This is a genomic window from Streptomyces sp. NPDC104831, assembly GCF_055583025.1.
On record NZ_JBVJOT010000009.1, the window covers coordinates 93,771 to 112,195 of the forward strand.

The window sequence follows — 18,425 nt, forward strand, 5'->3', positions numbered from 1 at the left end:
TTCGTTGTGTGTGTGGGCGGGGCCCCCCCCCCCCCCCCTCTCCCCCCCCCCCCCCCCCCCCCCCCCCCCCCCCCCCCCCCCCCCGGGCCGGTCAGCCGAGCGCCTTGTCCAGCGTCTCGGTCGCGGCCTTCCAGGCGTCGTCGGGCTTGGTGCCCCGCTGCTCCATGTTGTTGATCTGGGTGGAGATCGTGTCCTTGATCACGCCGTCCTTCGGGCCGAGCACGGCCTCGGGGATGGTCTTGGCCTCCTCGGCGTAGATCTGGCCGATGGGGGCGTCGCTGAAGTACGGGAGCTTGGCGTTCTTCACGTCGGGCAGGTCGTACGCCTTCTGGTTGGACGGGAAGACACCGATGGCCTTGAACACCGCGGCCTGCTGCTCCGGGGCGGTCAGCCACTTGACCAGCTCGGTGGCCTCCTTGACGTGCTTGCCGCTCTTGGGAACGGTCAGGAAGGAACCGCCCCAGTTGGCCGCCGTGGAGCCGGGCGCGCGGGAGATGTCCCACTTGCCCTTGTAGGTGTCGCCGGAGTTGACGGAGATCTGGGCCGCCATCCAGGCGGGGCAGGCCACGGTGGCCACGCTGCCCTTGCGCAGCGCGGCGGTCCAGGCGTCGGTGAACTGCGGCAGGCCCTGGGACAGCTTCTTGTCGGCGGCCTCCGCGGCCAGGTTCCAGCCCTGCTGGACGGACGGGCTGTCCTTGTAGACCGCCTCGCCGTCGGCGTCGTAGTACTGCTGGTTGGAGGAGGAGACGACCGCGTTGTACATCGCGGAGGCGGAGTCCATGAAGTACGTGCCGGACGGCGCCTTCTTCTTGTACTGCTCGCCGAGCTTGAGGTAGTCCTCCCAGCCGCCGGCCACGGCCTTGGCGACGGCCTCGCGGTCGGTGGGCAGGCCCGCCTTCTCGAAGAGGTCCTTGCGGTAGCACAGGGACATCGGGCCGATGTCGGTGCCGGCGCCGATCACCGTGCCGTCCTTGGCGGTGGCCTGCTTCGCCTTCCAGGACACCCAGTCGGCGACGTTGATCGTCTTGCCGAGGTCGGTGAACTTGGCGGCCTGGGTGTCCACGACCTCCTTGATGCGGCCGACCTCGATGCCGGTGACGTCCGCCAGGCCGCTGCCCGTGTTCAGCTGCTGAAGGAGCTTCGGGTAGTAGTCCTGCTCGCTGGCGGTGGTCTCTTCCTTGACCGTGATGTTCGGGTGCAGCTCGTGGTACTTCTCGAACAGCTTGGCTTCCTTGTAGCCGAACTGCCCGTAGTCGGCCAGCGTGAGGGTGATGTTGCCGTTGGCGTCCGTGCCCCCCGACTCACCGTCGTCGCTGCTGCAACCGGTCAGCAGCAGGGCGGAGGCGGTCAGGGCCGTCGTGGCCACGACCGCTGCTCTGCGGCCGTGACCACCGCCGGTACGGGTGATGCGCATTCCACTACTCCTTGTTCCAGTGGGGAACGGGACCTCAGGATTCGGACCGCCGGGCCGGGCGGTCCGGACCTGCCCTCTCGGTGTGAGCAGCGGCTAGCCAACAGCACACGGTGTGCGGTGGAAAGGTGCTGGTCAACGGTGTGCCATGCAGGTTAGAGGGAAAGGCCATGGGTGGTTTTGTCCGCACGGAAGAGAGCCCCGGTCACCCCGTGGGACCGCTCCCACGCGGCATGCCGGAAGACTCGTTGGTGCCGGGCCGGGTGTCAAGACTTGAAGACGGCGTTGTTGCGCAAGCGTGTTCAGCACGTCACGGGAACGTGTCGCCCCGGTCGGCGCGACCGGCCCGTCGTCCGGCTGTCCGGTCCAGCGTCGATCCAGGTCACCGGCGGGTCAATCCCCCCTTCCGGACATCCGCCCGCCGCTGTGGGGCGGTCGCCGGAATTCCTGGGCCAGAATGAAGCGCCCCGCACCCGGACCGCCGGAAGGTGAACGATGAGTTCTGCCGAACAGCCGCAGCCGTACCGGACGGCGGGCGTCCGGCGACCGACCCTGAACGCCGTGGCCGCCCGGGCCGGCGTCGGGCGCGGCACGGTCTCCCGGGTCATCAACGGCTCCCCCAAGGTCAGCGACCACTCCCGGGCGGCCGTCGAGCGGGCGATCGCGGAACTCGGCTACGTCCCCAACCGCGCCGCCCGCTCCCTGGCCACCCGCCGCACGGACTCGGTCGCGCTGGTCGTGCCCGACGCCGAGAGCCGGCTCTTCGCCGAGCCGTACTTCTCGGAGATCATCCTCGGCGTGTCCGCCGGACTCTCCAGCGCGGGCATGCAGTTGCTGCTGGTCCTCACGAGCGACGAGACCGAGTACGGCCGGCTGGCCGGCTACCTGGCCGCGCAACGGGTGGACGGGGTGCTGCTGATGGCGGTGCACGCCGAGGACACCCTGCCCGACCGGCTCGCGGAACTGGCCGTGCCGACCGTGCTGGCCGGGCGCCGGGGCGAGACGGAGCGGCTCGGCCACGTCCGCTCGGACAACCGGGGCGGCGCCCGGCTCGCCGTGCGGCACCTGCTCCGGGGCGGCCGGCGGACCGTCGCCACCATCACCGGCCCGCTGGACATGGACGCGGCGCGGGCCCGGCTCGACGGCTACCGGGACGCGCTGCGGGACGCCGGGGTCGCCGTCGCACCGGAGCTGGTCGCGGCCGGCGACTTCACCGAGCAGGGCGGACGCGCGGCCATGCGGGAACTGCTGCGCCGGCGCCCGGATCTCGACGCCGTGTTCGCCGCCTCGGACGTGATGGCCTCGGGCGCGGTGCAGGAACTGCGCGCGGCGGGCCGCCGGATCCCCGGGGACGTGGCACTGGTCGGCTTCGACGACTCCATCGTGGCCCGGCACATCGATCCGCCGCTGACCAGCGTCCGCCAGCCGCTGGCGGAGATGGGCCGCACGATGGCGGCCCTCCTGCTGGAGGAGATCGCCCAGCAGGGCACGTGCCGGCGCGGGGTGGTGCTCCCCACCGAGCTGGTGGTGCGGGAGTCGGCCTGACGGAGGTCTTCACCCCGCGCGCCCCGGCAACGCCACCGCACGCCCCCCTCCCCGACACCCCGTAGCCCGCTTCCCCTTCCCTCGTGGGAGCGCTCCCATGCATAATGCAAGCACTCGACCCCTGGGAGAGCCTCCATGCCCGAACCGATGACAGAGACCTTTCCGCCCGCCTTCCTCTGGGGCGCCGCGACCTCGGCGTACCAGATCGAGGGGGCGGTGGGGGAGGACGGCCGCACCCCGTCGATCTGGGACACCTTCAGCCATACGCCGGGCCGCACGGCCGGCGGCGAGACCGGGGACATCGCGGTCGACCACTACCACCGCTACCGCGACGACGTGGCGATGATGGCGGAGCTGGGCCTGACCGCGTACCGCTTCTCCGTGTCCTGGCCCCGGGTGCAGCCGACGGGCCGGGGCCCGGCGGTCCAGCGCGGCCTGGACTTCTACCGCCGGCTGGTGGACGAGCTGCTGGAGCACGGCATCAAGCCGGCGCTCACGCTCTACCACTGGGACCTCCCGCAGGAGCTGGAGGACGCGGGCGGCTGGCCGGAGCGGGACACCGCGTTCCGCTTCGCCGAGTACGCGGGGCTGGTCGGTGAGGCGCTGGGCGACCGGGTGGAGCAGTGGATCACCCTCAACGAGCCCTGGTGCAGCGCCTTCCTGGGCTACGGCTCCGGGGTGCACGCGCCCGGCCGCACCGACCCGGCGGCCTCCCTGCGCGCCGCCCACCACCTGAACCTGGGGCACGGGCTGGCCGTGTCGGCGCTGCGGGCGGCGATGCCGGCCGGCAACCGGATCGCGATCAGCCTCAACTCCTCGGTGGTGCGGCCGCTCAGCCAGGACCCGGCCGACCTGGCCGCCGCCCGCCGCATCGACGACCTGGCCAACGGGGTCTTCCACGGTCCGATGCTGCACGGGGCGTACCCGCAGTCGCTGCTGGAGGCCACGCGCCCGGTGACGGACTGGAGCCACGTCCTGGACACCGACCTGCGCACGATCAACGCGCCGCTGGACGCGCTGGGCCTGAACTACTACACGCCGGCGCTGGTCTCGGCCGCGTCCGGCGAGACCAAGGGCCCCCGCCCGGACGGCCACGGCTCCAGCGAGCACTCCCCCTGGCCGTGCGCCGACGACATCCTGTTCCACCAGACGCCGGGCGAGCGCACGGAGATGGGCTGGACCATCGACCCGACGGGCCTGTACGACCTGATCATGCGCTACACGCGCGAGGCGCCGGGCCTGCCGCTGTACATCACCGAGAACGGCGCGGCCTACGACGACAAGCCCGACCCCGACGGCCGGGTGCACGATCCCGAGCGCATCGCCTATCTGCACGGCCATCTGTCGGAGGTGCGCCGCGCCCTGGCCGACGGCGCCGATGTGCGCGGCTACTACCTGTGGTCCCTGATGGACAACTTCGAGTGGGCGTACGGCTACGACAAGCGGTTCGGCGCGGTCTACGTGGACTACTCGACGCTGGAGCGGACGCCGAAGTCCAGCGCCCACTGGTACGGCGAGGCGGCCCGCACGGGGGCGCTGCCGCCGGTGCCGTCCGTCTAGCCCGGAGGGCGCGGCCTGTCGTGGGGGGCGGGCCGCGCCCTTCGTCATCCCCGGCGAAGGCACCGGGTGTCCGGGCCCGGGGCCCGGGATCCGCGTGGGGGGCGGGTCACTTGTAGGCGCCGAACGCCTTCGAGAAGGCGTAGGGGTCCTGGGCGATGGAGCTGCACACGGCGTCGGCGGAGGGCTTGGGGCCGCCCGCGCAGCTCTTGTCCCGGGTCGCGGACCACATGGACAGCCAGCCGAGGCCCCTGGACCGGGCGAACTCCACCAGCTGGGTGGCGTCCTCGACCTTGAAGACCTCGGAGGAGACGTCGTTGACGCCGATCATCGGGGTGACGGCGACGGCCTTCCAGGCGGCGCTGTCGGACAGCCCCAGCACGCTCTTGACCTGGGCCTGGGTGGCGGTCGCGGCCTGCTCGGCATAGCCGCCCATGTCGCCGCTGTACGAGGCGCCGTAGTCCATCGCCATGATGTTGACGGTGGTGATCCGCACGCCGTTGGCCTTGGCGTCGGCGAGGAGGGAGACGCCGTCCTGGGTGAGGCCCTCGGGCATCACCGGCAGGGTGAAGGAGACGTCCAGGCCGGGGTGGCCCGCCTGGAGCTTGGCGATGGCCTGGGCGCGGCGGGTGTTGGCCGCCTTGTCCGGCAGCGCGCCGCCCTCGACGTCGAAGTCCACCTTGGTCAGCTTGAACGCGTCGACCGCCTTGCCGTACGCCGCCGCGAGCGCGTCCGCGGAGGAGCAGGTGGTGGCCAGCTCGGAGCCGGCGGCGCCGCCGAAGGAGACCCGGACGTCACCGCCCTTGGCGCGCAGCGCGCCGATCTGCGCGGCCACGGCGTCCGAGGTCAGGTCCGTGACCCCGCCCCACTTGGGGGTGCAGCCGCCGCCGTCGGTGACGAAGGCGAGGTTGTAGTTCTTCACCCCGGTGGCGTCGGCCGCGCCGAGCAGGTCGAACGCCGGGTAGAGGGAGGTGTCGACGTAGGGGGCGAAGCCGGCGGATGCGGTGGTGCCGGTGCCGGTGCTCTGGGAGGGGGTGGGCGCGGGGGTCTGGGTCGGCGTGCCCGTCCTGGTGGGGGTGGGGGTGGGGGCCGGGGTGGTCTGGGTGGGCCGGCCGCTCGGCTCGGGGGTGGGGCCGCCGTCCGCGGCGCACTGGGCGCCGTCGATGCGGCAGCCGGTGGGGTCGCCGCCGCCGTTGACCACGAAGCCGACGGTCACCGACTTGCCCGGGCCCAGCCCGGCGGTGTCCCAGGCGGCCGGCTTCACGGTGACGTGCCGGCCGCTGACGCTCGACTCGCCGTTCCAGAGCGAGGAGAGCGTGGCACCCGCGGGCAGGTCGAACTCCAGCGTCCAGGTCCTCTCGGTCTGCCCGGTGGTGTTGGTGACGACGTACTGGGCGGTGTAGCCCGTGGACCAGTCGCTGGTCCTGGTGTACGCGGCGTTCACCCCGGCCGCGTTGGCGGTACCGGTGAGCAGGACCGCGCCGCCGCCGATCACGGCCGCGGCCAGCAGGCCGCCTATCGCCTTGTTCCTGCCACTGATCCTGCGCCGGTGCGTGCTCATGGGCGTGCCTGCCTTCGCTGTTCACGGGGGGGTGCGGCAGCACGCTAGCGATCCGGAAAGGGACATACCACTTGTTCGGGGCTTCCGGCGCGGACCTTAGGGTTCGCTTAAGGAAGGGATCGGGGGCGGTTAAAGGCGACGGTCCTTCCGCCCGGCCGGCGTCTGCGCACGGCGCCCCTCGGTCTTCGGCCCGCCGGCCCCCGCCCGGCCCGCTGGAACCGGATCCGCACCTCCGTGCCGCCCAGCACCGAGGCGCCGATGCGTACGTCGCCGCCGGTGGACTCGGCGAGCCGGCGCACGATGTCCAGGCCGAGCCCGGTGGAGCCGGTGTGCCCGGAACCCCGGCCGCGGGCCATCGCCGCCTCCGGGTCGGGTATGCCGGGGCCCGCGTCCGAGACGAGCACGATCACCGCGTCCTCGCCCTGGTGCACGTCGAGGGCGAAGGCGGTGCCCTCGGCGGTGTGCCGGAAGACATTGCCGAGCAGGGCGTCGAGGGCGGCGGCCAGGTCGGCGCGGGCCACGGGCAGGCGCACCGGCCGGTCCGCCCCGGCCACCCGCCACGCGCGGCCCTCGTCCTCGGCCAGCGCGGACCAGAACTCCATGCGTTCGCGCACCACTTCGGCCGCGTCGCAGCCGGTGCCGGGCCCGGCGGCGGCCGTCTGCGGCTTGGCCTCCCGGGCGGTGCGGATGATGGTGTCGACCTCGCGCTCCAGTTGGGCGACGGCGGCCCGGGTCTGCTCGGCGGCCGGTCCGCCGCCGAGGGAGGCCGCGTTCAGCCGGAGCACGGTGAGCGGGGTGCGCAGCCGGTGCGAGAGGTCGGCCGCCAGCTCGCGCTCGTTGGCGAGGAGCCGGACGACCTGGTCGGCCATGGCGTTGAACGCGCTGGCCGCCAGCCGCAGTTCGGTCGGCCCGTCCTCCGGCACCCGGGCGCCGAGCCCGCCCTCGCCCAGCTCGCGCGCGCCCTGCACCAGCCGGCGCGCGGGGCGCACCATGCGCACGCCGAGCCGGTCGGCGACGGCGACCGAGCCGGCGGTCAGCGCGAGGCCGACGGCGGCGAGCACCGCCCAGGCCGTGCCGACGCCGTTGGTCATCTCGGCCTCGGGGACGTACACCTCGACCACCGCGATCGCGCCCGAGCCGAGGGCGACCGGCTGGAGCAGGGTGGAGCCGCCGGGCACGGCGGTGGTGGAGGCGCGGCCGAGTTCGCGCACGGCCCGGACGTCCCGGGCGGCGGCGCGTCGCCGGCCCAGGTCCAGCGCGGGCCGGCCACCGTCGGCGGGCAGGTGGACGGCCATCCGGGAGCCGGCGCCCGCCGAGGCCACCACCCGCTCCAGGAGGTCCCGGTCGGTGGTGATGGACAGCGCGGGCGCGACCGCGGCGGCCTCCCGCTCGGCGTTGGAGAAGGCGCGGTCGCGGGCCATCTCCTTGACGACCAGGCCGAGCGGGACGGCGAAGGCGACGACGACCATCGTGGTCACCGCGAGACAGACCTTGACCAGGGCCCACCTCATCGCGGCCCGCCTCCCGAGGGGGGACGGGGCACGAGGGGGTCGGCGGGGGCGGGTGCGGGGGCCGCGGGGGCGAGGGGCGCGTACCCGGCCGGTGGGGACACGGGGTGCGCGGGCGCCGGGGGTTCGAGTTTCACGCCGACGCCCCGCAGGGTGTGCAGATAGCGGGGGCGGGCGGCCGTCTCGCCCAGCTTGCGGCGCAGCCAGGACAGATGGACGTCGATGGTCTGGTCGTCGCCGTAGGACTGCCGCCAGACCTGGGCGAGGAGTTCCCGGCGCGGGACGACCACCCCGGGCCGGGCGGCGAGGAAGGCCAGCAGGTCGAACTCGCGGCGGGTGAGGTCGAGCCGGGCGCCGTCCAGTTCGGCCTGGCGGCGCAGCGGGTCGACGGTCAGGCCGCCGACGCGGAACACCGGCGCCGGCGGCGCCTCCGCGCCGCCGGCCCGGGCCCGGCGCAGCACGGCCGCCATCCGGGCGCACAGGTGCTCGACGGAGAACGGCTTGGTCAGATAGTCGTCCGCCCCGGCGTTGAGCAGCCGGACGATCTCGGTCTCGTCGTCCCGGGCGGTGGCGATGATGACCGGCACGTCGGTGACGCCCCGGAGCATCTTCAGGGCCTCGGAGCCGTCCAGGTCGGGCAGTCCGAGGTCCAGGACCACGACGTCGAAGCGGAAATGGGCGACCTCGCGCAGCGCCTCCAGAGCCGTGCCGACGCTGCGCACCGTGTGGGCGGCGTCGGTCAACTGCCGGATGAGCGCCGAGCGGACGAACTGGTCGTCCTCGACCACGAGCACACTTGCCATGCGCCGCACCGTACGCCATGCGGCCGGACCCGGCCGGGGCCTGTGGACAACCCGGCGTCTGTGGACAACCTTCCGTGACCGGTGTGCCCGATGTGACCGGTGAGGCAGTATGGCGCCGATGCGCAGAGGACTCGTACACGTGCTGGCCTGGCTGCTCGCGACGGGAGCGGCGGTCACGCTGTCCTGGTGGGGCGTGCACACGGTGCTGGCCGGGACGGCGTACGAGCCGCCGCGCGCCCTGCCCCTGCCGGCGGCCGGCGCGTCGGCCCGGGACGTGACTCCCCCGCCCCCGGAGCCCGCCGCGTCCCCGGACCCGCCGTCGCCCTCGCCGTCGCCGTCATCGTCACCGTCATCGAAGGAGCCGGACCGGCCTGCCCCGGCGCACACGCCCGCGCGCACCCCGGCCCCGTCCCGGACGGCGTCCCCCACCGCCCCCGCGACCGCGTCCGGCCGGGTCCGGTCCTACGCCACCGACGGCGGCCGGGCGGTGTTCGACCTCGGCCCGGCCGACGCCACGCTCGTCTCGGCGACCCCGGGGACGGGCTGGTCGATGCAGGTGTGGAAGACCGCGAGCTGGATCCGGGTGGAGTTCGGCCGGGGCGCGGACCGGGTGTCGGTGTTCTGCACCTGGCACGACGGGCCGCCCCGGGTCGAGGTCGGCACCTACTGAGACCGGAGCCGGTCCGGGCCGGTCCGGTTCAGCGGAACACCGACGGCGGCGACGTGGTCCGGCCCGGCCGAGACCGACGGGGACGGAGGCGAGTGCGGGGGCGGGGGCGGGGGCGGTCCAGCGCAACGGAAGGGCCGGAGACGGCGGGGGGCCCGGCCTGCGGAAGACCGGCGGCGGGGCCGAGCCGAGCCGCCATGCGGAACACCGACGGCGGCGGGGCGTCCGGTCTAGCGGAACACCGACGGCGGCGGGGCGGGGGACGCCACCGCGGCCGCGTCCGTCACGGGCACCGCGCCGCCGGTGAAGTCGGTGAGCGCACGGCCGTGCTCGACCCGGGCGGGGTGCGGGTCGGAGGCGGCGCGGCGGGTGAGTTCGGCGAACGGCAGCGGGACGTCGGCGGCGACCAGGACGGCGTTGCCGAAGCGCCTGCCGCGCAGTACGGCCGCGTCGGCGATCAGCGCGAGTTCGCCGAACCGGGCGGCGGCGGTGGCGATCTGGCCGCGCAGATGGGCGAGCGGCGGGCCGTCGGCGAGGTTGGCGGTGTAGACGCCGGTGGGCTTCAGTGCGCGGCGGACCTCGTCGAGGAACTCGGTGGAGGTGAGGTGGGCGGGGGTGCGGGCGCCGCTGAACACGTCGGCGACGACGAGGTCGGCCCAGCCGTCCGGCACCTTGGCCAGGCCCTCCCGGGCGTCCACCGCGCGCACCCGGACGCGCGCGTTCGCGTCCAGCGGCAGTTCGCGGCGGACCAGCCGGACCAGGCTCGCGTCGCGCTCCACGACCTGCTGGGTGGAACGGGGCCGGGTCGCGGCGACATACCTCGCGAGGGTGAACGCGCCGCCGCCGAGGTGCACGGCGTGCACGGGCCTGCCGGGCGGGGCGGCCAGGTCGACGACATGGCCGAGGCGGCGCTGGTACTCGAAGGAGAGGTACGCCGGGTCGTCCAGGTCGACGTGCGACTGGGGCGCCCCGTCGATCAGCAGCGTCCAGGCCCGCGCGCGATCGGGGTCGGGGACGAGCCGCGCGAGCCCGCCGTCGACCGGTTCCTCGACGGCGGCGGCCGACCTGCGCCGGGTGTTCCTGGTCCTGCCCATTCCTCCATTTTCGCAGGTGCCACGGGGGAGCACGGCAGCGGCGGCCGGGGCCGGCCGGCCCGCCTGCTCAGCAGCACCCGTCCGCCGCCTCGATCACCCGTGCCGCCTCCCCGAGGGCCCGGCGCAGGACCGCCGGGTCCGTGGCGAGGTCGGCGTCGCCGGGGGGCAGCAGCCAGTCCGAGCCCGCCACCGGCGGCCCGGGGTCCAGCCGCAGTCCGCGCCCGTCCGTCCCGGTGCAGGTGCTGCCCGGCACGTCCCAGCCGGCCGCCGTGCCGGCCGGCACCAGGAAGCCGAGGGTGTCGCGGTCGTCGTCGTGCAGGACGGGCCCCACGGCGTCCGCGGCACCGCGCCGCAGGATGTCGACCGCCTCCAGCCCCTGCCGGGCCGGTACCGTCACGAGGTCGCACGCCGGGTCGTCCGCGGCGGGCGCGGACGACGACGGCGGCGTACAAGGTTCGTTGCTCTGGCTGGTCTCCATGCCGGCCTCCACACAGCCCTGTTGCGGTCCACGGGGTTCAACGCGCGAACGCGTCAACGGCTACGGTCCGAGTGCGCCGCAAAGGATGGCACTTCTTGGCAGATCGCGCATGAGATATCCGGTTTGCGACCAAACACCGCGTGGTGAACCCCGTACAGCAGGTACGTTCATGCCCGCCGGAACCAGAGCGTCACTCGGGTGATCCGTCCCGGGACCGCCCCGAACCGCCCCGGTCCCGGCACGGTTCGACGGTTCGCACGAGAGGACCCGGCCATGGCGTCGTCAACGGTGACCTCGTCGCAGCCCGACCGGCCGCCCCGGCCGAACCTCGCCTTCCGGCGGCTGCGGGGCGTGCGCTCCCCGGCCGAGTTCGCGGCGCTGGTACGGCGGGCCGCGCGCGAGATCGGCGAGCGGGTGAGCTGTGACGCGCGCTACATCGGCCGGGTCGAGGCGGGCGAGATCCGCTGCCCCAACTACGCCTACGAACGGGTGTTCCTGCACATGTTCCCCGGCCGCACGCTCACCGACCTGGGCTTCGTGCCCCGTTCGTCCGTCCGCGGCCGGGCGGCGCGCACGGCCTCGGCGGCGCCGCGCGGGCCCGCCGCCGGGGAGGCGCCCGGTGAGCCGCCGGGGGCCGCCGAGCCGTACGACACGCAGGACCCCCCGCAGAACGACCCCCCGAACCACGAGGAGAGCGACGTGCTGCGTCGCGCATTCATGACCGGCTCGGGCGTCACGGTGGCCGCCGCCACCCTGGCCCCGCCGGGACTCACCACCGCCGCCGCCGCGGCGGCGGCGGACGTCGCGGCGCGGCGCGCCGGAACCCCGGAGGCGATGGCCCTGGAGGAGGCCGTCCGCCGCATCCGGCTGCTCGACGACCGGCACGGCGCGGACGGCCTGTACCGGCGCGCGGCGGCCCCGCTGCGCGCCGCCTACGCGCTGCTCGACGCCGGCGCCACCCGGCAGACCACCGCCGACCGGCTGCACGCGGGCGCCGGGGAACTCGCCATCTCCGTCGGCTGGCTGGCGCACGACTCCGGCCGCTTCGACGACGCGCGCTCGCACTACGCCGAGGCGCTGGCCACCGCCCGGATGACCGGCGACCCGGGGCTGGAGGCGCACGCCTTCTGCAACACCGCGTTCCTCGCCCGGGACGCGGGCCGCCCCCGGGAGGCGGTCCGGGCCGCGCAGGCCGCGCAGCGCGCCGCGCGGCCGCTCGGATCGGACCGGCTGTCGTCCCTGCTGGCGCTGCGCGAGGCGGGCGGCTGGGCGGGACTCGCGGACCGCACCGGCTGCGAGCGGGCGCTGGCGCGCGCGCAGGCCCTGTTCGAGCGGGGCCGCTCGGACACCGACCCGGAGTGGATGAGCTTCTACGGCGAGGCCGAGCTGGCGGGGCTGGAGGCGCAGTGCTGGTCCACGCTGGGCGACTGGCGGCGGGCGGCCCGGCAGGCGCGGCGTGCAGCGCGGTTGCAGGACCCGCACTTCACCCGCAACATCGCGCTGTACACCGCCGAGCTGGCCGACGACCTCGCCCGCGAGGGCCGGCCCGACGAGGCGGCGGAGGCGGGGCTGCGGGTGCTCGCGCTGCTCGACCAGGTCCAGTCCTCGCGCGTGCAGGGGATGCTGGCCGGGACGGCCCGGGTGCTGCTGCCGCACCGGCGGGCGTCGGGGGTGTCGGAGTTCCTGGACCGCCACGCGTCCTGCGAGGGACCGAAGCAGGGACGGAACGGGGCACCGGTGTAGTCACCGGCCCGCGGACGGGAGAGCGCGCCGGCGCCGCCCCCGCGCGGGGGCGGCCGCGCGTCCGGCCCGGCGGGGGCGGGCAGCACCGCCCCGGCGCGGATCACCCGGTCACCCGGTCCCCCGCCGTCCGCTCAGCCGGCCAGGTGCCCCACGTCGTTCCAGTTCTCGATGGCCGGCTCGCCGTACGCCCAGCCCAGGACGGACAGCGACGTGGGGTTCAGGCGGATGCGTGCCGCGAAGTCCAGCGGCAGCCCGAGCCACCGCGCGCCGATCGACCGCAGGATGTGCCCGTGGGCGAAGACCAGTACGTCGCGGTCGGCGGAGCGCGCCCAGGCGACCACCTCGTCCGCGCGCGCGGTGACCTCGGCGACGGACTCGCCCCCCGGGACCCCGTCCCGCCAGATCAGCCAGCCCGGCCGGACCGCCTGGATCTCGGCCGGGGTCATCCCCTCGTACGCGCCGTAGTCCCACTCCATGAGCGTGTCCCAGCGCTCGGCCCGCTCGCCGAACCCGGCCAGTTCGCACGTCTCGCGCGCGCGGGAGAGCGGGCTGGTGCGCACCTCCGCGTCCGCCAGCCCGTCCAGCGGAGCGCGGTGCAGCCGCTCGCCGAGCAGCTTGGCCCCGTGCCGGCCCTCCTCCAGCAGCGGCACATCGGTCCTGCCGGTGTGCTTGCCGGACAGCGACCAGGCCGTCTGTCCGTGCCGGGCCAGCAGGATGCGCGGTGCCATGGGAGACCTCTCCGGACGGGTGACGCCCCCCGGACGCCACGGAATGCACGAGTGTTCTCGGTCCCTCCATCATCGCTCACCCCGCCGGCAGGCAACCCCGCGGGCGGTCCCGGCGTCTTCCAGTGCCGGACGCCTGCCAGGCGTGGCCGACGGGCCCCTCATGGGCGCGGTGGCAACACCGTAAAGTGGCACGGTCGCCCGCCGGGGCGTACCGCACGCAGCAGAAGGGGGAGGGCGATCGGATTGCCGCAGACCGAGACACCGGGCACCGAGGTGGCCGTCCGTCCCCGTCCGCGCTGGTGGACCGAGCTGCCGCTGATCCTGCTGGTCTACGGCTGCTACTCGGCCGGCCGGCTCCTCGCGCGCGGCGACGTCGCCGGCGCCGTCGACCACGGCCTGGCGATCCTGCGCATCGAGAAGGCCCTGCACCTGAACGCCGAGCACCCGCTGAACCGGCTGTTCACCCAGGAGGCATGGCTCGGGGTGCCGGCCGACTTCTGGTACGCCTCGCTGCACTACCTGGTCACGCCCGCCGTCCTGGTGTGGCTCTTCCGCGCGCGTGCCCCGCACTACCGGGCCGCGCGCACCTGGCTGCTCGCCTCCACCTTCATCGGGCTGATCGGCTTCACCCTGCTGCCGACCTGCCCGCCCCGGCTGCTCGACGCCGGCCACGGCTTCGTGGACACGATGGCGCAGTACAGCTCGTACGGCTGGTGGGGCGGCGAGGCCAGCGCCCCGCGCGGCATGGGCGGCATGACCAACCAGTACGCGGCGATGCCGAGCCTGCACGTGGGCTGGGCGCTGTGGTGCGGGGTGATGCTGTGGCGCCACGGCGGCACGCGCCTGACGAAGGTCCTCGGGGTCGCCTACCCGCTGCTGACCGCGATCGTGGTCATGGGCACCGCCAACCACTACTTCCTGGACGCGGTCGCGGGCGTCGCCGTGATGGGCGCCGGGCTCCTGCTGGCGCCCGCCCTCATGCGGACCGTGGACCGGGTCCGCACCCGGCCGGCGCGCCCCGTCGCTCCGGCCGCGGCCGGTGCGGGTTCCCCGATTGTCGGTGCCGGATGCCAGACTTCGGCGGGTGAGCGAATTCCACGGCAGCGCGAGTCGCGGCTCGACCCCGCGGCCGGACCGGACGCCCCCGCCACCGACGCGGGCGAGGGGACTCCGGCACCGGCTCGCTGAGCTGCGCGGTCCCGGCACACCGGCCAAGGCCCTGGACGCGCGCGCCCTCGCGGCGCTCGCCGCGAACCCGGGGTGCGCCCGGCGGGCGGTCCTGGACGGCGCCGGGGTGGACAAGGCCCGGCTGGCGACCGCGCTGGGCGCGCCGTCCGGCTTCGGGCAGTCGCAGTTCGCGCTGACCCGGGGCAACGCGTTCGAGGCGCGGGTGAAGGCGGACGGCGGCGCGGAGCTGCTGCGGCTGGTGCACGCCCGGCTCGACCCGGGCGCCGAGGCGCCCGCCGGCGCGGCCGTGCCCGACCTGGCCGCGCACGGCCCCGAGGGGCGCACGGCCCGTACGGCGCTGGCGCTGCGCGAGGCCACGCGCGCGGGCGGCTGGACGCTGCTGGACCATCCGATGCTCGCCCTGGACGTGGCGGGCTCGCCGGCCTTCCTGGAACCGGACGCGGTGGTGGTGCACCCGGACGGCAGCTGGTCGGTGGTGGAGATCAAGTCCTTCCCGATGGTGGACGGGGCCGCGGACCCGGCCAAGGTGGGCGCGGCGGCCCGGCAGGCGGCGGTGTACGTGCTGGCGCTGGAGGAGGTCGCCGCCCGCCTCGACCCCGTGCCCGAGGTGCGCCACCGGGTGCTGCTGGTGTGCCCGAGGGACTTCTCCAACCTGCCCGCGGGCTGTGCCGTGGACGTGCGCAGGCAGCGTGCGGTCACCGCGCGCCAGCTCGCCCGGCTCACCCGGATCGAGGAGATCACCGAGACGCTGCCCGAGGGCACCTGCTTCGCGCCCGACCGGCCCGCCGAGGAGCTGACGGCGGCCGTGGAGGCGGTGCCCGCGGCCTACGCCCCGGAGTGCCTGTCCGCCTGCGAGCTGGCCTTCCACTGCCGCGACCGGGCCCGCGAGGCCGGCGCGGTCACCCGCCTCGGCCGGCCCCTGCGGGCCGAACTGGGCGGCCTGGCCACCGTGGCGGAGGTGCTGTCCGCCGCCCGCGGCGCGAGCGGCGAGGCGGCCGACCCGGCGGTGGCGGCCCTGCGCCGCGCGGCGGCCCTGCGCGCGGAGGCCCTCCGGACGGCGGCCGAGACCGCGGCCGCGCGCACGGAGGCGCTCCGGGCGGCCCGCGAGGCACCGCAGAACGCGGCCGGCGAGTCGCCGCGGAGCACCGGGGAGGTGCCCGGGTGTCCCTGATCAGCGCCCTCGCCCGGCTGGAAGCCGTCGACAGCGGCCGGGCCCGGCCGGCGGCGACGGTCCGGCACCGGCACCTGTCCGACCGTCCGCTGGTGTTCGTGCCGCTGACCACCGCCGGTGAGACCGGCGCCCCGCTCGGCGCGCTGGTCGGCACCGACCGGGACGCGCCCCGGCTGCTGGTCGTACCGCAGCCCCGCGACCGCGATCTGCGCTTCGCGTTCCTCGCCGACCTGGCCGACATCGTGCTGCCGCACCTGGAGTCGTACGCGGACGCCGTGGAGGCGGCCGAGCGCACCGAGACCGACCCGGAGACCGGCAAGCGGGTCAAGGTGGCGGCCGAACTGTGCGCGGACGCCCCCCAGCTGATCGTGCCGAGCCGCACCGGCCTGGACTTCGTACGGCTGCTGGGCCGCTCGATGCGGTTCAGGCGCACCGCCGAGCAGGACCCGGACGCGCCCTATCCGGCGCCGCCCCGGGTGCCGCTGCTCGGCCGCTGGCTGACCCACTACGGCGAGCGGTCCCGGGTTCCCGGCTCCTCGCTGCTGCTGGCCCTGACGGAGGTGCTGTCCCGGCACTGGGCGACCGGCCAGTCCGGGCTGGAGGACGAGCACCTGGGCGCGCTGCTCGCCTGGATCGACCCTCCCGCGCAGCTGTCCGGCGCCGAGGCCGCCCGCCGGGCCGAACTCGCCCGGGACGCCGACGGCCAGCTGCTGTGCCCGCCGGCCGGTCCCGCCACCGACCCGGCGTTCGACAACCGGCTGCTGGCCCCGGCGATCGAGCGCTACGACCGGGCGCGCACCGCCCTGGCCGCCGCCGAGGACCCGCTGGAGGCCGACGCCCGGCTGGCCGCGCTCACCCGGGCCGAGCGGGAGATCCGCGACCTGGTGGAGAGCCGCACGCGGCCCACCTGGGACGCGGTGTGGCGGGGCCTGGACCTGCTGCGGGCGCTGCCGGCGGGCGCGCACGTGGAGGGGCGCTGGCTGCGCGACCGCTGGTCCTTCACCGCGCACCGGGACCGGGTGCGGGCGGGCGAGCCGCCGCAGCCGCGCCGGGACGACGCGGTGACGGCGGCGAACAAGCTGGCCACGCGCGAGCGGGAGCAGGCCCGGCTGGAGGCGCAGGAGGCGCTGGACGACCCGCTGGTGATGGCCGGGCGGCGGCTGGCCGGGGAGGCGTTCGCGGGCGAGGTGACCGATGTGGTGATGGCGTACGGCGAGGGCAGGCGGCCGAGCCCGCGCCCGCTGGTGACGGTCCGCACGGACGACCGGCCGCACCTCGCCGGTCGGGCGCGGGTGTACCGCTCGCTGGACGGCAGGCCGCAGTCGGCCGAGTTCGTCGGGTACGAGGACGACGGGGTGCTGACCCTGCGCGTCCTGGACCGGATGGGCCGGGGCAAGGAGCCCGAGCCCGGTTCGGTGCCGGAGAAGGGCGACCGGGTGTGCTTCACGCTGTTCGAGCACGAGCAGCGCGGCGGCGCGAAGCTGCCCGACCCCGAGGAGACCCCGTGGACGCACGGCGGCCCGCCGGGCGAGGCGGCGCCGGAAGCCCCCGACCCCGTCACCGAGGAGGACGTGTTGTGACGACCGTCGACGTCGATCCCGGCACCGCGGCCGGCCCCGCCACCGAGGCGATCCTGCGCGACACGCTGCACGGCACCGAGCGGGGTGTGGTGGTGGACTCCCCGCCGGGCGCCGGCAAGTCGACGCTGGTGGTCCGCGCGGCGCTGGAGCTGGCCGCGGCGGGTCGCCCGCTGATGGTGGTGGCGCAGACGAACGCCCAGGTCGACGACCTGGTGCTGCGCCTGGCCGAGAAGAACCCGGAACTGCCCGTCGGCCGGCTGCACAGCAGCGACACCGACGCCTACGACAAGGCGCTGGACGGGCTGGAGCAGGTGCGCACGTCGGCGAAGGCGGCCGACCTGACCGGCCTGCCGGTGGTGCTGTCCACCGCCGCGAAGTGGGCGCACGTGAAGGTGGACGAGCCGTGGCGGCACGCGATCGTGGACGAGGCGTACCAGATGCGCTCGGACTCCCTGCTCGCCGTGGCCGGCCTGTTCGAACGGGCGCTGTTCGTCGGTGACCCGGGCCAGCTGGACCCCTTCTCGATCGTGGGCGGCGAGCAGTGGGCGGGCCTGTCGTACGACCCGTCGGCCTCGGCGGTCAGCACGCTGCTGGCGCACAACCCGGGCCTGCCCCAGCACCGGCTGCCGGTCTCCTGGCGGCTGCCGGCGTCGGCGGCGCCGCTGGTCTCGGACGCGTTCTACCCGTACACGCCGTTCCGCAGCGGCACGGCCCACGGCGACCGCCGGCTGGCCTTCGCCGTGCCCTCGGACGGCTCCGGGCCGGACCGGGTGATCGACGAGGCCGCGGAGACCGGCTGGGGCCTGCTGGAGCTGCCCGCGCGGCACACTCCGCGCACGGACCCGGAGGCGGTGCGGGCGGTGGCGGCGGTGGTCCGCCGCCTCCTGGACCGGGGCGGCGCGGCGACCTCGGAACGCTCCGCGGACCCCACCCCGCTGACCGCGGGCCGCGTGGCCGTGGGCACGGCCCACCGCGACCAGGCGGCGGCGGTCCGGGCGGCCCTGGCCGAGCTGGGCGTCCGGGACGTCACGGTCGACACCGCGAACCGGCTCCAGGGCCGGGAGTACGACGTGACGGTCGTCCTGCACCCGCTCTCCGGCCGCCCCGACGCCACGGCGTTCCACCTGGAGACGGGCCGCCTGTGCGTCCTGGCCTCCCGGCACCGCCACGCCTGCATCGTGGTGTGCCGGGCCGGCGTCCCCGACCTCCTGGACGACTACCCCGCCACGGAACCGGTCCAGCTGGGCACCCTGGTGAAGTTCCCGGACGGCTGGGAGGCCAACCACGCGGTCCTGTCCCACCTGAACGAGCACCGGGTGCCCTGGCGGCCCTGAGGGAGTCCCCGCTCGGGCGGAATAAGCGGGGACCTTCTCCTGTTAGGGCACCGAGGA

At 75.4% G+C, this 18,425-nt stretch carries 15 protein-coding genes; 8 read left to right on the top strand and 7 right to left on the bottom strand.

What is annotated here, in order from left to right; translation table 11 throughout:
- Nucleotides 1-91: 91 nt before the first annotated feature.
- Nucleotides 92-1,414 carry an ABC transporter substrate-binding protein gene (locus tag ACZ63H_RS09045; protein ID WP_469863150.1) on the bottom strand — a complete coding sequence of 441 codons (1,323 nt, stop codon included), beginning with the start codon at nucleotides 1,412-1,414 and terminating at the stop codon, nucleotides 92-94.
- A 492-nt stretch (nucleotides 1,415-1,906) separates the two neighbouring features.
- Here ACZ63H_RS09045 and ACZ63H_RS09050 point away from each other — a divergent pair, with 492 nt between their 5' ends.
- Both ACZ63H_RS09050 and ACZ63H_RS09055 read left to right on the top strand, forming a co-directional pair.
- Entirely contained in the window at nucleotides 1,907-2,956 is a 1,050-nt protein-coding gene (locus ACZ63H_RS09050) for a LacI family DNA-binding transcriptional regulator (RefSeq protein WP_469863151.1), read from the top strand.
- A 135-nt stretch (nucleotides 2,957-3,091) separates the two neighbouring features.
- On the top strand, nucleotides 3,092-4,516 hold the full coding sequence (locus tag ACZ63H_RS09055; protein ID WP_469863152.1) for a GH1 family beta-glucosidase: 1,425 nt from the start codon (nucleotides 3,092-3,094) through the stop codon (nucleotides 4,514-4,516).
- A gap of 106 nt (nucleotides 4,517-4,622) precedes the next feature.
- On the opposite strand, the gene ACZ63H_RS09060 is transcribed toward ACZ63H_RS09055, so the two are convergent.
- From ACZ63H_RS09060 to ACZ63H_RS09070, 3 genes are all read right to left on the bottom strand, one after another.
- Nucleotides 4,623-6,074 (bottom strand): glycoside hydrolase family 18 protein, encoded by a 1,452-nt coding sequence (locus ACZ63H_RS09060; protein WP_469863153.1) that lies wholly within the window; start codon nucleotides 6,072-6,074, stop codon nucleotides 4,623-4,625.
- A 107-nt stretch (nucleotides 6,075-6,181) separates the two neighbouring features.
- Complete coding sequence (locus tag ACZ63H_RS09065) at nucleotides 6,182-7,585, bottom strand: sensor histidine kinase (RefSeq protein WP_469863154.1); 1,404 nt, start codon at nucleotides 7,583-7,585, stop codon at nucleotides 6,182-6,184.
- The gene (locus tag ACZ63H_RS09070; protein WP_469863155.1) at nucleotides 7,582-8,385 is read right to left on the bottom strand and encodes a response regulator transcription factor; all 804 of its coding nucleotides are present in this window, start codon (nucleotides 8,383-8,385) and stop codon (nucleotides 7,582-7,584) included. Before ACZ63H_RS09070 ends, ACZ63H_RS09065 begins: the two co-directional genes overlap by 4 nt.
- Before the next feature lie 118 nt (nucleotides 8,386-8,503).
- On the opposite strand from ACZ63H_RS09070, the gene ACZ63H_RS09075 reads away from it, so the two are divergent.
- Nucleotides 8,504-9,055, top strand: a complete 552-nt coding sequence (locus ACZ63H_RS09075; protein WP_469863156.1) for a hypothetical protein — start codon at nucleotides 8,504-8,506, stop codon at nucleotides 9,053-9,055.
- A gap of 227 nt (nucleotides 9,056-9,282) precedes the next feature.
- Here the strand turns inward: ACZ63H_RS09075 and ACZ63H_RS09080 are convergent, their stop codons facing one another.
- Complete coding sequence (locus tag ACZ63H_RS09080) at nucleotides 9,283-10,146, bottom strand: spermidine synthase (protein WP_469863157.1); 864 nt, start codon at nucleotides 10,144-10,146, stop codon at nucleotides 9,283-9,285.
- Between the two features lie 67 nt (nucleotides 10,147-10,213).
- Entirely contained in the window at nucleotides 10,214-10,624 is a 411-nt protein-coding gene (locus ACZ63H_RS09085; protein ID WP_469863158.1) for a hypothetical protein, read from the bottom strand.
- Nucleotides 10,625-10,897: 273 nt separating this feature from the next.
- On the opposite strand from ACZ63H_RS09085, the gene ACZ63H_RS09090 reads away from it, so the two are divergent.
- On the top strand, nucleotides 10,898-12,367 hold the full coding sequence (locus ACZ63H_RS09090; RefSeq protein WP_469863159.1) for a hypothetical protein: 1,470 nt from the start codon (nucleotides 10,898-10,900) through the stop codon (nucleotides 12,365-12,367).
- Between the two features lie 131 nt (nucleotides 12,368-12,498).
- Here the strand turns inward: ACZ63H_RS09090 and ACZ63H_RS09095 are convergent, their stop codons facing one another.
- Nucleotides 12,499-13,095, bottom strand: coding sequence for a histidine phosphatase family protein (locus ACZ63H_RS09095; protein ID WP_469863160.1), 597 nt, complete (start codon nucleotides 13,093-13,095; stop codon nucleotides 12,499-12,501).
- 243 nt (nucleotides 13,096-13,338) lie between these two features.
- On the opposite strand from ACZ63H_RS09095, the gene ACZ63H_RS09100 reads away from it, so the two are divergent.
- From ACZ63H_RS09100 to ACZ63H_RS09115, 4 genes are read left to right on the top strand one after another with little or no spacing between them, the layout of a single operon-like run.
- Nucleotides 13,339-14,283: a phosphatase PAP2 family protein gene (locus tag ACZ63H_RS09100; protein ID WP_469863161.1), complete on the top strand. Its 945-nt coding sequence runs from the start codon at nucleotides 13,339-13,341 to the stop codon at nucleotides 14,281-14,283.
- Complete coding sequence (locus ACZ63H_RS09105; RefSeq protein ID WP_469863162.1) at nucleotides 14,180-15,454, top strand: hypothetical protein; 1,275 nt, start codon at nucleotides 14,180-14,182, stop codon at nucleotides 15,452-15,454. Before ACZ63H_RS09100 ends, ACZ63H_RS09105 begins: the two co-directional genes overlap by 104 nt.
- The gene (locus tag ACZ63H_RS09110) at nucleotides 15,445-17,034 is read left to right on the top strand and encodes a hypothetical protein (protein WP_469863163.1); all 1,590 of its coding nucleotides are present in this window, start codon (nucleotides 15,445-15,447) and stop codon (nucleotides 17,032-17,034) included. Before ACZ63H_RS09105 ends, ACZ63H_RS09110 begins: the two co-directional genes overlap by 10 nt.
- A complete protein-coding gene (locus ACZ63H_RS09115) occupies nucleotides 17,031-18,368 on the top strand; it encodes an AAA family ATPase (RefSeq protein ID WP_469863164.1) in 1,338 nt (445 codons plus the stop codon). Before ACZ63H_RS09110 ends, ACZ63H_RS09115 begins: the two co-directional genes overlap by 4 nt.
- Nucleotides 18,369-18,425: the final 57 nt, after the last annotated feature.

Coding starts and splice junctions, on each gene's coding strand:
- ACZ63H_RS09075 (WP_469863156.1), top strand. CDS start 8,504: ATGCGCAGAGGACTCGTACACGTGCTGGCCTGGCTGCTCGCGACGGGA.
- ACZ63H_RS09055 (WP_469863152.1), top strand. CDS start 3,092: ATGCCCGAACCGATGACAGAGACCTTTCCGCCCGCCTTCCTCTGGGGC.
- ACZ63H_RS09050 (WP_469863151.1), top strand. CDS start 1,907: ATGAGTTCTGCCGAACAGCCGCAGCCGTACCGGACGGCGGGCGTCCGG.
- ACZ63H_RS09065 (WP_469863154.1), bottom strand. CDS start 7,585: ATGAGGTGGGCCCTGGTCAAGGTCTGTCTCGCGGTGACCACGATGGTC.
- ACZ63H_RS09045 (WP_469863150.1), bottom strand. CDS start 1,414: ATGCGCATCACCCGTACCGGCGGTGGTCACGGCCGCAGAGCAGCGGTC.
- ACZ63H_RS09090 (WP_469863159.1), top strand. CDS start 10,898: ATGGCGTCGTCAACGGTGACCTCGTCGCAGCCCGACCGGCCGCCCCGG.
- ACZ63H_RS09095 (WP_469863160.1), bottom strand. CDS start 13,095: ATGGCACCGCGCATCCTGCTGGCCCGGCACGGACAGACGGCCTGGTCG.
- ACZ63H_RS09080 (WP_469863157.1), bottom strand. CDS start 10,146: ATGGGCAGGACCAGGAACACCCGGCGCAGGTCGGCCGCCGCCGTCGAG.
- ACZ63H_RS09085 (WP_469863158.1), bottom strand. CDS start 10,624: ATGGAGACCAGCCAGAGCAACGAACCTTGTACGCCGCCGTCGTCGTCC.
- ACZ63H_RS09060 (WP_469863153.1), bottom strand. CDS start 6,074: ATGAGCACGCACCGGCGCAGGATCAGTGGCAGGAACAAGGCGATAGGC.
- ACZ63H_RS09070 (WP_469863155.1), bottom strand. CDS start 8,385: ATGGCAAGTGTGCTCGTGGTCGAGGACGACCAGTTCGTCCGCTCGGCG.